General features: G+C 54.6%; 22 protein-coding genes. 9 read left to right on the top strand and 13 right to left on the bottom strand.

Annotation, left to right across the window (positions count from 1 at the left end; all coding sequences use genetic code 11):
• The first annotated feature begins 1 nt into the window (after position 1).
• On the top strand, positions 2-211 hold the full coding sequence (locus tag U5822_RS00950) for a hypothetical protein (protein ID WP_138440360.1): 210 nt from the start codon (positions 2-4) through the stop codon (positions 209-211).
• A 57-nt stretch (positions 212-268) separates the two neighbouring features.
• On the opposite strand, the gene U5822_RS00945 is transcribed toward U5822_RS00950, so the two are convergent.
• From U5822_RS00945 to U5822_RS00930, 4 genes are all read right to left on the bottom strand, one after another.
• Positions 269-1,246, bottom strand: coding sequence for an NHL repeat-containing protein (locus U5822_RS00945; protein WP_322853749.1), 978 nt, complete (start codon positions 1,244-1,246; stop codon positions 269-271).
• Between the two features lie 14 nt (positions 1,247-1,260).
• Positions 1,261-2,178 (bottom strand): transporter family protein, encoded by a 918-nt coding sequence (locus U5822_RS00940; RefSeq protein ID WP_322853748.1) that lies wholly within the window; start codon positions 2,176-2,178, stop codon positions 1,261-1,263.
• Positions 2,168-2,485: a heavy-metal-associated domain-containing protein gene (locus U5822_RS00935; protein ID WP_322853747.1), complete on the bottom strand. Its 318-nt coding sequence runs from the start codon at positions 2,483-2,485 to the stop codon at positions 2,168-2,170. The genes U5822_RS00940 and U5822_RS00935 overlap by 11 nt, the downstream gene beginning before the upstream one ends.
• A gap of 71 nt (positions 2,486-2,556) precedes the next feature.
• Positions 2,557-2,802, bottom strand: a complete 246-nt coding sequence (locus tag U5822_RS00930; RefSeq protein WP_322853746.1) for a MerR family transcriptional regulator — start codon at positions 2,800-2,802, stop codon at positions 2,557-2,559.
• 164 nt (positions 2,803-2,966) lie between these two features.
• On the opposite strand from U5822_RS00930, the gene merT reads away from it, so the two are divergent.
• The 5 genes from merT (at position 2,967) to merR (ending at position 5,816) form a co-directional block, all read left to right on the top strand.
• Positions 2,967-3,329, top strand: coding sequence for a mercuric ion transporter MerT (gene merT, locus U5822_RS00925; protein ID WP_286222358.1), 363 nt, complete (start codon positions 2,967-2,969; stop codon positions 3,327-3,329).
• A 13-nt stretch (positions 3,330-3,342) separates the two neighbouring features.
• Positions 3,343-3,639 (top strand): mercury resistance system periplasmic binding protein MerP, encoded by a 297-nt coding sequence (gene merP, locus U5822_RS00920; RefSeq protein WP_322853745.1) that lies wholly within the window; start codon positions 3,343-3,345, stop codon positions 3,637-3,639.
• Between the two features lie 2 nt (positions 3,640-3,641).
• Entirely contained in the window at positions 3,642-3,890 is a 249-nt protein-coding gene (gene merF, locus U5822_RS00915; protein ID WP_322853744.1) for a mercury resistance system transport protein MerF, read from the top strand.
• Positions 3,887-5,290, top strand: a complete 1,404-nt coding sequence (gene merA / locus U5822_RS00910; RefSeq protein WP_322853743.1) for a mercury(II) reductase — start codon at positions 3,887-3,889, stop codon at positions 5,288-5,290. Before merF ends, merA begins: the two co-directional genes overlap by 4 nt.
• 97 nt (positions 5,291-5,387) lie before the next feature.
• On the top strand, positions 5,388-5,816 hold the full coding sequence (gene merR, locus U5822_RS00905) for an Hg(II)-responsive transcriptional regulator (protein ID WP_322853742.1): 429 nt from the start codon (positions 5,388-5,390) through the stop codon (positions 5,814-5,816).
• Between the two features lie 54 nt (positions 5,817-5,870).
• Here the strand turns inward: merR and U5822_RS00900 are convergent, their stop codons facing one another.
• The 3 genes from U5822_RS00900 to U5822_RS00890 form a co-directional block, all read right to left on the bottom strand.
• Complete coding sequence (locus U5822_RS00900; protein ID WP_322853741.1) at positions 5,871-6,593, bottom strand: cytochrome c biogenesis CcdA family protein; 723 nt, start codon at positions 6,591-6,593, stop codon at positions 5,871-5,873.
• A gap of 1 nt (position 6,594) precedes the next feature.
• Positions 6,595-7,098, bottom strand: a complete 504-nt coding sequence (locus U5822_RS00895) for a DUF411 domain-containing protein (protein WP_322853740.1) — start codon at positions 7,096-7,098, stop codon at positions 6,595-6,597.
• 78 nt (positions 7,099-7,176) lie between these two features.
• Positions 7,177-7,440, bottom strand: coding sequence for a hypothetical protein (locus tag U5822_RS00890; protein ID WP_322853739.1), 264 nt, complete (start codon positions 7,438-7,440; stop codon positions 7,177-7,179).
• A 659-nt stretch (positions 7,441-8,099) separates the two neighbouring features.
• Here U5822_RS00890 and U5822_RS00885 point away from each other — a divergent pair.
• Positions 8,100-8,297, top strand: a complete 198-nt coding sequence (locus U5822_RS00885; protein WP_322853738.1) for a hypothetical protein — start codon at positions 8,100-8,102, stop codon at positions 8,295-8,297.
• Positions 8,298-8,365: 68 nt separating this feature from the next.
• Here U5822_RS00885 and U5822_RS00880 read toward each other — a convergent pair whose 3' ends face one another.
• The 3 genes from U5822_RS00880 to U5822_RS00870 form a co-directional block, all read right to left on the bottom strand.
• Positions 8,366-9,265, bottom strand: a complete 900-nt coding sequence (locus U5822_RS00880) for a cation diffusion facilitator family transporter (protein WP_322853737.1) — start codon at positions 9,263-9,265, stop codon at positions 8,366-8,368.
• A gap of 106 nt (positions 9,266-9,371) precedes the next feature.
• Positions 9,372-9,722, bottom strand: coding sequence for a DUF3703 domain-containing protein (locus U5822_RS00875; RefSeq protein WP_322853736.1), 351 nt, complete (start codon positions 9,720-9,722; stop codon positions 9,372-9,374).
• 63 nt (positions 9,723-9,785) lie between these two features.
• Entirely contained in the window at positions 9,786-10,682 is an 897-nt protein-coding gene (locus U5822_RS00870) for a cation efflux transmembrane domain-containing protein (protein WP_322853735.1), read from the bottom strand.
• A gap of 167 nt (positions 10,683-10,849) precedes the next feature.
• Here U5822_RS00870 and U5822_RS00865 point away from each other — a divergent pair, with 167 nt between their 5' ends.
• Positions 10,850-11,314 carry a hypothetical protein gene (locus U5822_RS00865; RefSeq protein ID WP_322853734.1) on the top strand — a complete coding sequence of 155 codons (465 nt, stop codon included), beginning with the start codon at positions 10,850-10,852 and terminating at the stop codon, positions 11,312-11,314.
• A 483-nt stretch (positions 11,315-11,797) separates the two neighbouring features.
• Here the strand turns inward: U5822_RS00865 and U5822_RS00860 are convergent, their stop codons facing one another.
• Complete coding sequence (locus tag U5822_RS00860; RefSeq protein ID WP_322853733.1) at positions 11,798-12,142, bottom strand: HipA N-terminal domain-containing protein; 345 nt, start codon at positions 12,140-12,142, stop codon at positions 11,798-11,800.
• A 95-nt stretch (positions 12,143-12,237) separates the two neighbouring features.
• Here U5822_RS00860 and U5822_RS00855 point away from each other — a divergent pair, with 95 nt between their 5' ends.
• Positions 12,238-12,465, top strand: coding sequence for an AbrB/MazE/SpoVT family DNA-binding domain-containing protein (locus tag U5822_RS00855; protein ID WP_322853732.1), 228 nt, complete (start codon positions 12,238-12,240; stop codon positions 12,463-12,465).
• 132 nt (positions 12,466-12,597) lie between these two features.
• Here the strand turns inward: U5822_RS00855 and U5822_RS00850 are convergent, their stop codons facing one another.
• Both U5822_RS00850 and U5822_RS00845 read right to left on the bottom strand, forming a co-directional pair.
• On the bottom strand, positions 12,598-13,230 hold the full coding sequence (locus U5822_RS00850) for a metallophosphatase domain-containing protein (protein WP_322853731.1): 633 nt from the start codon (positions 13,228-13,230) through the stop codon (positions 12,598-12,600).
• Positions 13,231-13,323: 93 nt separating this feature from the next.
• The gene (locus U5822_RS00845) at positions 13,324-13,926 is read right to left on the bottom strand and encodes a 3'-5' exonuclease (protein ID WP_322853730.1); all 603 of its coding nucleotides are present in this window, start codon (positions 13,924-13,926) and stop codon (positions 13,324-13,326) included.
• Positions 13,927-14,003 lie beyond the last annotated feature (77 nt).

The raw sequence follows: 14,003 nt of genomic DNA, 5'->3' as shown, positions 1-14,003 counted from the left end.
CATGAAACTATTTTTGGTCGTGCTATCCACACTGATTCTGTTACCCGGGGTTGCGCTAGCAGCCCCCGAGAGTGGGTTCTGGGAGGCGTGCAATTCCATGATGTCTGGCATGGGCTGGATGATGCTGCCCATGATGATTATGCCGCTACTGCTGATCACGCTACTGGTGTTGGGCATCCTGGCACTGATCAAATACCTGCGAAATCGGTAAGCCCGGAGTTTAGTCAGGGCATAAAAAAACCGGGTTGAATTCGGGATATGGAAAGCCTTATGGGTTAATAGCTTTCCATTTCTCAACCCGGTTGTCGGCAAAGTTCACGCTCCACACCGCTCCATCGCGGCCAACGTCAACCGCCATCGCTGTGTGACCGGGGTTCTCAGGTGGTGTTCCGAATGCGGTGAGATAGTCGCCCCGAGCGGTGAATGTCTGGATCCGGTCATTGTAGAAGTCGGCCACAAAGACCTCACCGTTGGGCCCCAGGGCGATGGACGTTGTGGTTGTGAACCAGCCTTTGAACGGCCCGTAAAGGCCGATGGCGAAGGGGCCTCCCCACTTGTGCAGAAAGTCGCCCGTGGTATCGAAGGCCTGGACACGATTACCGTAGCCATCGGCCACGTAGAGCATCCCATCCTTTCCCAGCGCTACGTCGGTGGGATAGGTAAACTCCCCGGCACCCCTGCCTGTCACACCGGTTGTTCCCCACTGTTGTACGAAAGAGCCATCCGCCCGCAAATGCTGTACACGATGGTTATAAAAGTCCGCCACGAACAGATCACCGTTGTCCGCTACGGCAACACCGCCGGGCGCGTTAAACTGGCCAGGCCCCTTCCCGAGGCTGCCAATCATACTCAGCGGCTCGCCAGTCAGGCTGAACACCTGAATCCGGTCGTTCATGTATTCGGGCACGTAGAGTTTATCGTCGTGAATGGTCAGATTCATGGGGCGCCCGAGTTCACCGATCCCATCGCCGGGCGTACCGAATTTACGCTTGAAGTGTCCTTGGTGATCGAAAACCTGGATACGTCCGTTGCGGGCATCGGAGACGAAAACCTCGGTGTCTGTTACCGCAACACCGGTGGGATCATTGAGTTGCCCTGGAGCACTGCCTTTTTCGCCCCAGGCAAGCGTCAGCGAGTAGGGCGGTTCCTGATTCCGGTTGATAGCTCCGCCTGTGTAGCCAAGCAGAGTGATTACTGTCACCAACCCGAGCGCAATGTAGGCCAGCCATTGTCCAACGTTTTTCATGATGCCCTCAAACCCTAGAAGTTGCGGCGAAAGCCAACGCGTACAATGTAATCGTCCTGAATGGCGTCGCCATTGGGATCTTCGGCGACGGGCAGTTGTACTGTGCCCTCGACGACCCAGCGTCGTGTGATGTATTGCACGCCTGGCGCCAGCAGCCACTGAGTACCACCGGAATTGGCATCGGTAACCCTGCCAATCTCGTTGCGCTCGTGGTGAACAAAACTGGATTCGAGCAGGGCGTAGGTAAAGCCCGGTGTGCCGGAGACGCCTTCAAGGCTGAGCGGCCACACCCGGTATTGCAGTGAGGCGTCAAGGCGGGTCTCGTCGCCGTGAGCGAAGCCGTCGTGGCGCCCATTTTCGCGGTAAAGGAACTGCGCGTCCATTTGGTACTGCAGCGTCTGATAGGTGGCTACCACACCGCCGAACCCATCCCAGGCTCCGTCACCAACCTGCAATGGGCGTGGCAGTTCGCCAAAACGATCGCGGTCGTCACTGTCCCCGGTTGGTGCAGTGAGCCCGAAAATCGGCGCGACCCGGAAGGTGCCACCGGTGAAGTCGTCCTGGTAAACCGTGTAACGCCCGAACAGCGAGACGTCGCCGATGCCGCCGGTATCCCGCTCAATTCGGCCCATGGGAGTGGTGACGTCCAGTGCCTTGTTGAAAAAGTAAGGGATAACGCCGAACACCGCGAGCTTCGGGGTAATGCCATAGCCGAGTACGCTGCCCAGAGCCTGGACCGAGACCTCACGATCCATGGGGCCACCGTCGGAACGTTCCCGCAAGACCAGTTGCTCCCGCCAGATGGTTTCACCCTGCGGCACGGGCAGAGCCGTGTTAAAGGTGTTGGGTGCTGCTTGTGCCGAAGGCACACCGATCAGTACCAGGGCGCCGACCAGCAGGGACAAGCCTATTGACTGGTTGTTATTTCGCATCACTGCCTCCTGTTTCACCTTCGGCCTCTGAGTATGAGCGCAGCGTGAAGCCGGCCTCGTCGACAGCCTGACGTGCCCGCTCCTCTGAGAGGGTCTTGCCCTCTTCAAGAGTGACACGCACCAGACTCTCACCCACATCGACCTGCACATCGGTGACGCCATCTACTTTATTCAGATGTTTTTCGATGCCATAGGCACAGAAGGGACAGGCCAGGCCGTCCACGCCCAATACGTAGTGTTTGTCGGCTGCTATCGCCGAAACGCTGAATATTAGGGCTGCTAAAACCAAGAAATATTGCTTTGACATGACGCGTCCCTCTGGTGAGATGAAACTGCGTTTCGACGGTAGACTCCGTACCAAGAAACGGCGTTAAGGAATTACTCTGTCCGGTTCATGAGGTTTGTGGAATAGCCCGCACCCTGTCCGGGGCAACGGTCCACAAGTGCCTCAAGCCCCTGTCGGATTTGTCGTAACTGGCCAATCTTCTGGTCGACATCGTTCAGCTTTGCCAGCGCCCGTTGCCGCACATCACCGGCATCGGCGCGGGGGCGTTCGCAAAAACGAATCGTCTCGACACCAACGCCCACCACGTCAGCCACTTTGCCAATGGTCATGTCTGTCATGGCAGAACTCCCACCCAATAGATTCGAGATATAAGTTTAGTGCCCGTACCACGGTACAGGGTCAAGAGCGCTGAACTTTCTATAGGACTGCAGGGCTTGACTCCGTAGCCGACTACGGAAGTATTTTGAAGATAGCCAGCAAAGTCATGAAGGGAACCGTCGTAATGTCAGAGTTGAAATCAGAGTTCAAATCCGGTCGGGGATCGTTAATCGCAGGCGGGGTCGCAGCAGTGCTCGCATCGGCCTGCTGTCTTGGCCCTCTGGTCCTGATTACCCTCGGTGTTTCCGGTGCCTGGATCGGCAATCTTGCCGCTCTGGAGCCTTACCGGCCGTGGTTTATTGGTGCTGCTCTGGTGGCAATGGTCTTTGCCTGGCGTCGGATATACCGGCCTGCACAGGATTGTCAGCCGGGCGAGGTCTGCGCAGTACCGCAAGTGCGCACCGCTTACAAGATCACCTTCTGGATCGTCGCGCTGCTCGTACTGATTGCGTTGGCGTTCCCTTTCGTCTTACCGCTATTTTACTGAGAGGCCATACATCATGAAAAAGTCCCTGATCACTGCCGTACTGTTCACGCTGTTCAGCCTGCCTGCCTTGGCGGCGCAAAAGACGGTGACCTTGTCGGTTCCCGGAATGACTTGTTCGGCTTGCCCGATCACCGTCAAAGCCGCTCTCAAGAGGGTTGATGGGGTGAGTTCTGTCCAGGTCCGCTATGAGGAGCGTGATGCGACGGTTACTTTCGACGATGAGAAAACCTCCGTTGAAGCAATAACTGAGGCCACGACCAACGCGGGCTACCCGTCCACACTGAAACAGGCTGGGGTGCAACAGGAGTAGTCATGAAGAATCCCAAGACCCTGTTGCGAGCGAGTGTTATTGGCACGGTCGTGGTCGCGCTGTGCTGCTTCACGCCGATTCTGGTGGTTTTACTCGGATCTGTCGGTCTGGCCGCGCTGACCGGCTACCTGGATTACGTGCTGTTGCCCGCTCTCGCCATTTTTATCGGCCTGACTTGCTATGCCCTATGGCGCAAAAAGCAATACGACGCTTGCTGCGATAGCCCATCTACCAAGGAGTCACATGAATGAGTAACGACAACCTGCATATTGCTGTGATTGGCAGTGGCGGCAGTGCCATGGCCGCCGCTTTGAAGTCGGCGGAACGCGGAGCCCGGGTAACGCTGATCGAGCGTGGCACTCTTGGTGGCACCTGCGTCAATATCGGCTGCGTGCCATCTAAGATCATGATCCGCGCCGCTCACGTAGCCCATCTGCGCCGCACCAGTCCGTTCGACGAGGGCATTGGGGCGGTCGAGCCTTCGATTGATCGGCCCCGGTTGCTGTCCCAGCAACAGGCCCGGGTCGATGAACTTCGTCTTGCGAAATATGAGGGGATTCTCGAAGACAATCCGGCGATCACTGTCCTGCAGGGTGAGGCCCGTTTTACCGATTCCAATACGCTGACAGTGACGGGAGCTGACGGCACGGAAAGCGAAGTATGCTTTGACAAAGCGTTCATCGGTACCGGTGCGCGGCCAGCCATTCCTCCGGTTCCGGGGTTGTCCGATACGCCGTACTGGACGTCCACCACGGCACTGGCCAGCGACACCATTCCAGACCGGCTGACTGTCATCGGGGCGTCCGTCGTGGCAGTGGAGCTGGCACAGGCGTTTGCCCGGCTGGGCAGTGAGGTGACCATCCTGGCGCGTAGCCGGCTGTTTTCCCGTGAAGACCCGGCGGTTGGCGAGGCCATTGAAACCGCGTTCCAGGCCGAGGGTATCAAGGTTCTGAATAACACGCAGGCGAGCCAGATCAGCTATACCAATGAGGAGTTCGTTCTCGCCACGAACGCGGGGGAGCTGCGGGCCGATCGGCTGCTGGTGGCCGTGGGACGCACACCGAACACAGACAGACTGAACCTGGAGGCTATCGGCGTCGAGGCTGCCCGCGGGGCGATTTTAGTCGATAACGGTATGCGTACCACGGTGCCCGACATTTATGCTGCTGGGGACTGCACCGACCAGCCGCAGTTCGTTTATGTCGCCGCTGCCGGTGGCAGTCGGGCAGCGGTCAATATGACCGGTGGTGATGCGCGGCTCGATCTCAGCGCCATGCCCGAAGTGGTCTTTACCGATCCGCAGATTGCGACCGTCGGTTTGTCTGAAGCCGACGCCGAGGTAAGAGGCTTCGTCACTGACAGCCGCACCCTGACCCTCGACAACGTGCCACGGGCCCTGGTCAATTTTGATACCGGCGGCTTCATCAAACTGGTCGCGGAACGTGAAAGCGGGCGGTTACTGGGTGTGCAGTCCGTGGCGGGTGAGGCCGGCGAACTGATCCAGACCGCGGTGATGGCGCTTCGTGCGCGCATGACCGTCAACGAGATTGCCGATGAGCTGTTCCCGTACCTGACGATGGTAGAAGGTTTGAAACTGTGCGCTCAAACCTTCACCAAGGATGTCAAACAACTATCCTGCTGTGCAGGATAAGGTAAGGTAGTCCATGATTTGCATGGGCAAATGCTCTATTAGTGACCTTATTTGATGAAGTAAACTAACGCCGTAGTCAACTACGGAGTAAGCTCGCATGGTGAATAAAGTAAATCCACTGACTATCGGGGGGCTGGCCAAGGCAACCGGTGTCCATGTCGAGACCATTCGCTATTACCAACGGCGGGGTCTGTTATCGGAGCCCCAGCGCCCTCCCGGCGGAATTAGACGCTATGGTTCTGCCGATATTGATCGATTGACGTTCGTGAAATCGGCGCAGAACTTAGGCTTCAGTCTCGACGAGATTATCGACCTGCTTCGGCTGGAAGATGGCGCCCACTGCCAGGAAGCCAGTGTCCTGGCCGAGCACAAACTGGAGTCCGTGCGTGGAAAGATCAAAAAGCTCGAGAGGATTGAGAATGTTCTGAGCGACATGGTCGCCCGATGCCATATGCAAAAAGGGGACGTTCATTGTCCTCTAATTGCGTCATTGCACACCGGGATCATCGAAACCACAGAGGCTTGAGGCAGACCGTTATTGCGACTCGAAGACCAAGGCATTCTCACTTCCTGAAAAACATTAGCCGAGCTCTCCCAATACTGGAAATGTGGATAGCATCCATGTGGCAAGCCGAGTCATTTGACCGGTTAACACCATCACGCCCATGACAATTAACACCAAACCAGCCAGCGCTCTCAGAAACCTGCTCCAGCGGCTCAGGCCGCGGATGCGCTTGCGAAAATGCTCAATGAACAGGGCGCTCCCAAGAAAAGGCAACGCCAGTCCCAACGAATATATTGCCAGATACAGCATTCCCGTTTCGGCGTTGGCATGCGTAGAGCTCAGAGCCAGAATGGCCCCAAGTATGGGACCAATACAGGGCGTCCATCCGACGGCAAAGGCCACACCCAGCAAAAAGGCCGCCGTTGGCCTCCCACCTTCCAGTGTCTGCCCCAGGCGCCAGTCGCGTTGCAGTGCGGGCATGCTCCACCAACCCAGCATGAATAGCCCCATCAGCACAATCAGTGCGCCTGCCACCAGATTGGCTTCCTGACGGTAGGCCATCAGCCATTGGCCCAGGAGGCTGGCGCTCGCACCGAGCGCGACAAAAACCAAACTGAACCCCATCACAAAACAAAGGCTCAACCAAAAAGCCTTCAACCTATTTGAGGCTTCGCTTACCGCGCCGCCGGTCACAACGGATAGATAACCCGGTACGAGCGGAAGGGTACAAGGGGAGAAGAAGGACACAAGGCCGCCGAGAAAGGCGGCCAGAGTGCCCCAGGTTGCGAGATCCGGCATATCAGAACTCGTATCGTTTGACGCTTTGAGCCTTGCCGTCGGCGGTAAATGCCATCACGTCATAGTTATCCTGCCTGCCGGTTTCCATGCCTGGTGTGCCATGTGGCATGCCAGGGACAGCGAGGCCGAGTGTCTTGTCGCCGAATGGTTGAGAACGTGATTTCAGGTAGGCCTTGATGTCGTCCGCTGGAACATGACCCTCGATCACCACGCCGTCGATAATGCCGGTATGACAAGAAGCCATGTCCCGTGGAATCTGATGTTGGGTTTTGATTTCGTTGATGTTGCTCGTGTTCTCAATGTTTACTTCGAATCCATTGCTCTCAAGGTGCTCTGCCCAGTCGGCACAACATGAACAATTGGGGCTCTTGTAAACGGTAATTGCATGATCGGTTTTACCCGATACGCCGTTTACTAGAGTGGGTTCGGCGGCGTGAAGCTGGAATCCCATAGAAAGAGTGCTCAAAGCAAGAGCGATTGAGCCGGCAGCGATAGAGGTTCTCATAGAGTGTTCCTGTCAAATGATTTGAGTGAGGCTGGTGTCGCAGATTTGGCGCGTCACCAGCCATGTGCTCTTGATTGGTTATTGGCTGGATTCGTCCTGATTGCTTGATGGCGACGCTTTGTTGTGGCTCTGCATCATCTTCATGCACGCCGCTTGCATTTTGGAACGATCCTCGGCGGACATGCCGGACATCATTCCCATCATGCCGCCCATGGTCTCCATGTGTTCGCCCATCATGCCCATACCTTGCTGTTCAGGCTTGTGGGCAAAAGCGGAAACGCTAGCGATGGCGGCGGCAAGAACAGCACCTGCACCGATCATTTTGAACGTAGTGGTTTTCATCGTCATTCTCCTTACGCGCAGATCCGGACCCGTGTAGCCATTGCCAGAACTGCTTTTGTGTTCGAGCGGATATTCTTGTGCCGAGCTTTGGAGCCCGGACTCGGCGGAACAGTGGTTCAGGAGCGAGAATCAGGTGGGGGCGTGAGAACGTCTTCGATAGGACTCTGATATTCCGCACTGATCGGTGCGGCACGAAAACCTGTGGTGGGCCGAATACTTGGAACGGAGCTTGCGCCTGTTAGCGCATATAGCGGTATTAAGGGGCATTGCGCTGCGATCCGCAAACAGTTCATCTTCTCAGGATCACTGCAGTTCGTCGGTACCTTGGCGGTGCCAGATTCCAAATCAGCCGAATAACCTTGACCCATTCCACGGCAATGAGTCTCACTGCCAATCGCATCAGTGGCACCCATTGCTACCCCAGCTAGACCCGATGGTACGGTGCCGAGCAAAAGCAGAATACTTAGCAATGCGGTGGTGACGTTTCGGAAGAGCATTGGTCGACCCGGATTAAATACCAAAGCTCATCATAAAACCCTTGAGCTGCTCATACGTCAAGCACTGGATCAGGGCAATCAAAAAAATCTTAAACCTATATCACCTCTGTGAACCAGGGCACTGAAAGTGCCTTCCCTCCCAATTCACAGAGGTAATTTCCAATGTCTGAACAATGTCCCAACTGCCTGTCCTGGCGGTTCGGCAAGAACAACTACGGCAAGAAAACCGCTGGTGTGGTCGGTGCGTCTGCCGGTATCTACGACGGTTATGCAGCTGCCACTGCCGGTGCACAAGCGGGTGCCGCGATGGGGCCAGCAATTCAGCGGGGTTCAAAGAACGGAAAATTGGAAATAGCTTAGTTAAGCGTTATAAACCAGGCAGCCGAAATATCGGCTGCCACTAAGCGTGCGCCACATCTTTCCAACATTCAGCAAAGCAATGTATTTGGGCACTGGCCCTCACAACGCTCCCACTGAACGGTCGTATGCTGGATGCCAAAGTGCTGATTCAGCATCTCAGCGGCCTCACTGATCACCTGATCGTCACTCTCAGGGTCCGGTTTCACCAGATGAACGGTCAGCGCATTTTCGGTAGTACTCAGTGCCCAGATGTGAAGATGATGGGCCGATTGTACGCCGGGCAAACTTTCAAGACGCTCATGAACAGCCGAAGGATCAATCCCCTTGGGGACGGCATCCACCGCCAGGTTTACGGAGTCCTTCAGTAACTGCCAGGTGCCCACAAAGATCACAACGGCAATAACGAGACTAACAATTGGATCAATCCAGGTCAGGTTGGTGAACATCAGTATCGTGCCGGAGATCACGACGCCTACCGACACTGCGGTATCTGCGGCCATATGCAAGAACGCGCCACGGATATTGATGTCACCTTTTTGCCCTTTGAGAAAGAGCATCATGGTTGCGCCGTTGATCAATACGCCAATGCCAGCCACGATCACGACGGTCAGCCCGGCGACGTCGGCAGGATCTGCCAGGCGCTGAATGGCTTCCCAGGTAATACCACCGACAGCGGCGATCAGAATGAGAGCGTTAGACAGGGCCGCCAGAATCGTGGTTTTCTTCAGGCCATAGGTCTTGGCGGAGGTTGCCGCTTTGCTGGCCAGCCAGCTGGCCGCCCAGGCCATGATTAATCCCATGACATCGCTTAGGTTGTGGCCGGCATCGGCAAGCAGTGCCAGTGAGCCGGATATAACCCCGTACACCGCTTCGATGACGACAAACAGGATGTTGAGGCACACAGCAATCGCAAAGGAGCGGTTGTGGGTGTCGAAGTGATGGCTGTGGTCGTGACCGTGATCGTGCATTTTTGCCTCTATCAATGATCAACAACGATGCTGGCGTAGCTATGAACCCTGTAGCATCTACAGGGTAAAGGGTTTGCCACTGATTTGCGGTACGCTGAGTGTAACCCTACTGATCGCGCGCTTTTCCCAGCACCTCTACCAAGTCCTCGGGCACCGGCATGGGTGCAAATGCGCTGACGTTTGCCCGGCCGGTGTTTCCGACCGGGACCCAAATTCGGGAAAAGACCAGGGCGGCAATGGTTCGAATAGACTGCCCCAGCACTTCACGAACGTCTCTTGTCCGCCACCCTAGTCTGAGCATTCGCAGATGGGTTGCAGTGTGCGCCAGAGCAAATTTCTGGCTGAGGATATGGGCTCGCTCAAGGTGAGTGAAGGCTGTTTGGAAATCGCCCGCCCATTCCGCAACGCGTGCCGCTTCAAGCTCCGTAAGATAGGACGCCTTCAATTCACTGTGCATTGATGTTCACTCCCCATGAATGGCAAACGACGGCCAATTATCGACCACCTGACCCCGAAAGGTTCAGCCTTTCAGTGCCAGTATGCGTTTGGCACCCATCAATACGATGGCACCAACAATTCCTCCAATAATCAGATCTGGGTAGTTGGACCCGGTCCAGGCAACGAGCAGTCCCGCAAGTATTACCCCCAGGTTGATGACCACGTCGTTGGCTGAAAATATCCAGCTGGCTTTCATGTGAGCACCGCCCTCACGGTGTTTTGCGATCAGAAGAAGGCAACTGATATTCGCAATAAGAGCAACAGAGGCGACGGTCATCATCATTAACGACTGAGGGTCACTACCGAACAGAAAACGCCGGCCGACTTCAACCAGTACACCGGCGGCAAGGATCAGTTGGAGAATGCCGGCAACATGCGCAGCTCTGACCTGCATTTTGATTCCGTGCCCAACGGCGTAAAGCGCGAGACCGTAGACCGCAGCATCGGCAAGCATGTCTAGCGAGTCTGCAATCAGGCCAGCAGACTGGGCGATCAGGCCCATCGTCATCTCGACCAGAAACATCAGAGCGTTGATTGCCAGCAGTATCCATAAAGTGCCGGATTCTTCGCTTTCGTTGGCTTTAGACGATTCAGCCGCTCTGACGGATTCAGCGCTGGCGTCTTCTGTCCTCTGCAAGGAAGCGCCCAGGCCCAGGTTTTCCAGTTTGCTGGTAATAGGTCCGGTTTCGCCCTGATGAATAATTTCCAGCTTTCGATTCGATAGGTCGAATGAGAGTGACTGAATGTTGTCAAAGCCCGTGAGCGCCATTCGAATCATTCGCTCTTCTGAAGGGCAATCCATTTTTGGCACGGTGTAGGTGCTGACCTGACTGCCTGTTTCGGCGGTGACGGGGCTCTTAAACTCATTGCTTACGACAGCATCTTCGCTGCCACACTGTCCATTGCAGGGGGTGCTCATTTTTTTGGGGCTCCGGTTCTCGCAAAAGTTCCGTAATTTAAAACCCTGTAGTCACTACAGGGTCAATAGCTGGTTTACTCTCGTCGTAAAAATCGGTGCCTATCTGGATAAAGATCTACAATTAAAAGCGGGATGGAGTGAGCATCTCACTTTCAGGGGAGAATTTTATGATTTCAATTAAAGGACTTATAGCAACCGCTGCGCTGTTGGGTTTTCCAGCATTCGTAATAGCGCATGGTGATCAAGGCTCATGGCAAGGGCATGGTCCTGGCATGATGATGGATCAGGAGCAAATGCAGCAGATGCACCAGAACTGGTCCCACATGAACCAGCTGATGCAACGCATTCCTGATGAAGCTTCACCGCAAGAACGACAACGATTGATGCGAGAACACAGGGAGGCGATGCAAGAGCAAATGGGTTTTATGCATCACGGTATGATGGGCCCCGGCATGATGCGGGGACAACAGGGCATGATGGGAGGCAAGCACATGATGAATGGTGGTAAACCAAAAGATGGTGGTGGCCTGACGACCGATCAACAAATTCAGATGATGCAGGAGCGCATGGATCAAATGCAGCTGATGATGGAGCAAATGCTGCAATACCAGCAAAATCTAAAGGTAGAGTGATCGAGAAGCCTTCAAATACTTCTGTTTAACAGACGCTTAGTATCTGACGAGTTCGATAGGCTGACGTTTGTGAAAACGGCGCAATAGCTGGGTTTCAGTCTCAACGAAATCCGTGGCCTGTTACGGCTGGAAGATGGCGCTCTGGGCACCACTTCGAATGTTCGCTTTGCGACCATAGCTACTACCAAATAGCTTGTTCCGATATCACCCAACGGCGACTCAGCCTATGGTTACCCTTTTGAGGGGACAAAACACGTGGTGCCGCTCGCCTGGGCTTGGGAGAGCGGTGCAAGCAACTGGTCCGATGCACGTGGGCTCTACCCCGTTTCCACAGACGGTTTTAAAACGGCCTCCGTTTGAGGCTGGGGCTTGTCATGTGTATCGGGGGAAGTCCAACCTATGAGGCGAACACTTAGTACCAATTAGTAATTCGCGTTACTAATTGGTACTAAACTAGTAAGCGCCTGAATTTGCAATAAAAATTTAGATCGGGCCGCATAGGGTATACGCAGACGGCTCGATCGTCACAGCTCCTGCCAAATCTTTCCCGTTATTGATTAGCAAAGTGAAGCTGTCTTCGGGGTCAATGCGCTGCTCGAAGGCCTGTATTCGCTTCAGCCAGCCCTCAGAGCAAAGACCGCTAAAATAGGGAGGCAACCCCTCTGACTCATAAGGCTCAGAACGAAGGGGTAAGCTCATGCTGAGGGCACTACCGAATTTTAGGTATTGAGCGTCGTACTGAAACCGAACGCGGCTTCCAATACGTTCCATATGACCTGCAAGCCTGCCATGCATAAATACGGTCGCCTTGGTACTGAAGCGGCTCATTGATTGCACCTCTTCCTGTTTGTAGTGGAAATTTGTAAGAGGATTATAATGCTAGGAATCATAAAATATGGGGTTTGGCAATGACGATTAAGCGCATGACTGAACAAGAACTATTCCACGATCTCGACCCTCATACGGCGCACGCCGACGAGCTGGCTAAATCGCTTCCCGAGGAGCTTACCCCTCTAGAACGACTCAAAGGATCAGTGAAGTGCTATGAGCGGCCAACTGATCCCGTATGGGACGAATACTTTGATTCTAGTGAAGGCATAACCGACGACTTCATGGAAGAACGGGGCCTGCCCCCGAAAGATAGGGAATAATGTCTACCTCCTACATCACCGGTCTCTCGTCAAACTCTGTTTCGTAACCATCAACCAGCACCGGGGTCTTCGGTGGCAGGCTCTTCAATCGTTTGACCAGTTCTTTTGCAGTTTTTCTCGTCTCCAGGCTTGTCAAAGGTCGAGGACGATCGGTGGGTTGGTGGGCGCATATCGTTCGGTGCAGGTGCTTGCATTGATTGACGTCGCCTCGCCGTGACGGTGCTCGCCGTAGCCTTCGTGGATATGACCAAAAATGTGTGCTTTAAGTTTAAGCTGGTTGAGCCGATTCAAAAGATCAACACATCCCACGTTTTGGCATTTGAAGCCGAGGTTCACTTTGTCCCCGATACCCTTTGGTGGCCCATGGGTTATCAGTACATCGGTATTGTCGGGGATTTGCTGCCACTTTTTATAAAGTGACTGGCCACGATCCAACATAAACGCCCAGTCCATGAACGTGGGTGTCCAGGGTGAGCCCCAAAATCGAACGCCGTCGATGATGACACCGCTGTCCTCAAGATAGATCGCATTTGTCAGCGCTTCGACAGCGAGATCAGGTATTTCCTGAAATGCCCAATCATGGTTGCCTGCAATCACAACTTTGTGCCTGTGGGGCAAAGTGCCAAGCCAATCGTTTAGGTCTTCCACGTTATCCAGGGTGCCGGCCCCTAGACAATCTCCGGCATGAATCAAAACATCGCCATCTGGCACCGTCGGTATTCGGCGGTGTAGACTGTGAGTGTCAGAAATGCATACAAGTCTCATTGGTTTCCCTAGAATGTCGGCTCAGTCGCATCCAGGCCCCAGCTCTTGATCCAGCGTACTTTACCGATTCAGCGCATCCAATCACTCACTGAGCTACCGGTTCGTCAGCTCGGTTTCGAGTGACCAGTCCATGAAAGGCAATAGCCGGACGATGTTGCGTGCATCATCCACACCCCGGTGATGTTTTCCCTCGAATTCGAGTTCGTGAAATGCCAGGGCGTGGGCCAGCCCGTTCTTTTTCTTCTGACCCGTTGTCCTACGCCAAATCCGTTTGAGGTTCAGATGTGGGTAGTTCAGAAACCCCGGTGGCGATCCGCATTGTTCACTCTCCGCCTGAATATGGAATCGGTCATAATTACCCCAGCTACACCAGATGAACTCCTCGGCAGGACACCCCAACCATGTGTCGATCTCCTGACATACCTCCGTAAATCCGGGAGCTGTATCCACCATGGTCTGACTAATGCCAGTCAGTTTTCTGCAGAAATTGCTCAGGTGGGGATGGCGCACGGGGCGCACCAGAAAAGACTTGCTGTCCAGTAGCGTTCCGTCACGAGTGGCCAGCGCACATCCAAACTCGATGATCTCCATGTTATGAATGCTTTGTGGCTGACTGGAGGGGGCCTTTCGACTTTCCCAGCAGGTCGCCTCTAAATCAACGACGAGAAGCGGTGAGTGATTATTCAGAGAACCCATCTGAAGCCTTACGTTTTTGGGTGTTAGTACTTTGCAGAAGTCCCAGCAATGTTGGGGCGGCACTCGAAATCGATGAA

Source organism: Marinobacter qingdaonensis (assembly GCF_034555935.1).
Lineage (GTDB): Bacteria > Pseudomonadota > Gammaproteobacteria > Pseudomonadales > Oleiphilaceae > Marinobacter > Marinobacter qingdaonensis.
Note: the sequence above shows the minus strand (reverse complement) of the source record. Positions and strands in the feature narration are given on the sequence as shown.

Coding starts and splice junctions, on each gene's coding strand:
- U5822_RS00860 (WP_322853733.1), bottom strand. CDS start 12,142: ATGAGCCGCTTCAGTACCAAGGCGACCGTATTTATGCATGGCAGGCTT.
- U5822_RS00870 (WP_322853735.1), bottom strand. CDS start 10,682: ATGAGCACCCCCTGCAATGGACAGTGTGGCAGCGAAGATGCTGTCGTA.
- merF (WP_322853744.1), top strand. CDS start 3,642: ATGAAGAATCCCAAGACCCTGTTGCGAGCGAGTGTTATTGGCACGGTC.
- U5822_RS00845 (WP_322853730.1), bottom strand. CDS start 13,926: ATGGGTTCTCTGAATAATCACTCACCGCTTCTCGTCGTTGATTTAGAG.
- U5822_RS00945 (WP_322853749.1), bottom strand. CDS start 1,246: ATGAAAAACGTTGGACAATGGCTGGCCTACATTGCGCTCGGGTTGGTG.
- merR (WP_322853742.1), top strand. CDS start 5,388: ATGGTGAATAAAGTAAATCCACTGACTATCGGGGGGCTGGCCAAGGCA.
- U5822_RS00900 (WP_322853741.1), bottom strand. CDS start 6,593: ATGCCGGATCTCGCAACCTGGGGCACTCTGGCCGCCTTTCTCGGCGGC.
- U5822_RS00880 (WP_322853737.1), bottom strand. CDS start 9,265: ATGCACGATCACGGTCACGACCACAGCCATCACTTCGACACCCACAAC.
- U5822_RS00850 (WP_322853731.1), bottom strand. CDS start 13,230: ATGAGACTTGTATGCATTTCTGACACTCACAGTCTACACCGCCGAATA.
- U5822_RS00950 (WP_138440360.1), top strand. CDS start 2: ATGAAACTATTTTTGGTCGTGCTATCCACACTGATTCTGTTACCCGGG.
- U5822_RS00875 (WP_322853736.1), bottom strand. CDS start 9,722: ATGCACAGTGAATTGAAGGCGTCCTATCTTACGGAGCTTGAAGCGGCA.
- U5822_RS00935 (WP_322853747.1), bottom strand. CDS start 2,485: ATGTCAAAGCAATATTTCTTGGTTTTAGCAGCCCTAATATTCAGCGTT.
- U5822_RS00895 (WP_322853740.1), bottom strand. CDS start 7,098: ATGAGAACCTCTATCGCTGCCGGCTCAATCGCTCTTGCTTTGAGCACT.
- U5822_RS00890 (WP_322853739.1), bottom strand. CDS start 7,440: ATGAAAACCACTACGTTCAAAATGATCGGTGCAGGTGCTGTTCTTGCC.
- merP (WP_322853745.1), top strand. CDS start 3,343: ATGAAAAAGTCCCTGATCACTGCCGTACTGTTCACGCTGTTCAGCCTG.
- merT (WP_286222358.1), top strand. CDS start 2,967: ATGTCAGAGTTGAAATCAGAGTTCAAATCCGGTCGGGGATCGTTAATC.
- U5822_RS00940 (WP_322853748.1), bottom strand. CDS start 2,178: ATGCGAAATAACAACCAGTCAATAGGCTTGTCCCTGCTGGTCGGCGCC.
- U5822_RS00885 (WP_322853738.1), top strand. CDS start 8,100: ATGTCTGAACAATGTCCCAACTGCCTGTCCTGGCGGTTCGGCAAGAAC.
- U5822_RS00855 (WP_322853732.1), top strand. CDS start 12,238: ATGACTGAACAAGAACTATTCCACGATCTCGACCCTCATACGGCGCAC.
- U5822_RS00930 (WP_322853746.1), bottom strand. CDS start 2,802: ATGACAGACATGACCATTGGCAAAGTGGCTGACGTGGTGGGCGTTGGT.
- U5822_RS00865 (WP_322853734.1), top strand. CDS start 10,850: ATGATTTCAATTAAAGGACTTATAGCAACCGCTGCGCTGTTGGGTTTT.
- merA (WP_322853743.1), top strand. CDS start 3,887: ATGAGTAACGACAACCTGCATATTGCTGTGATTGGCAGTGGCGGCAGT.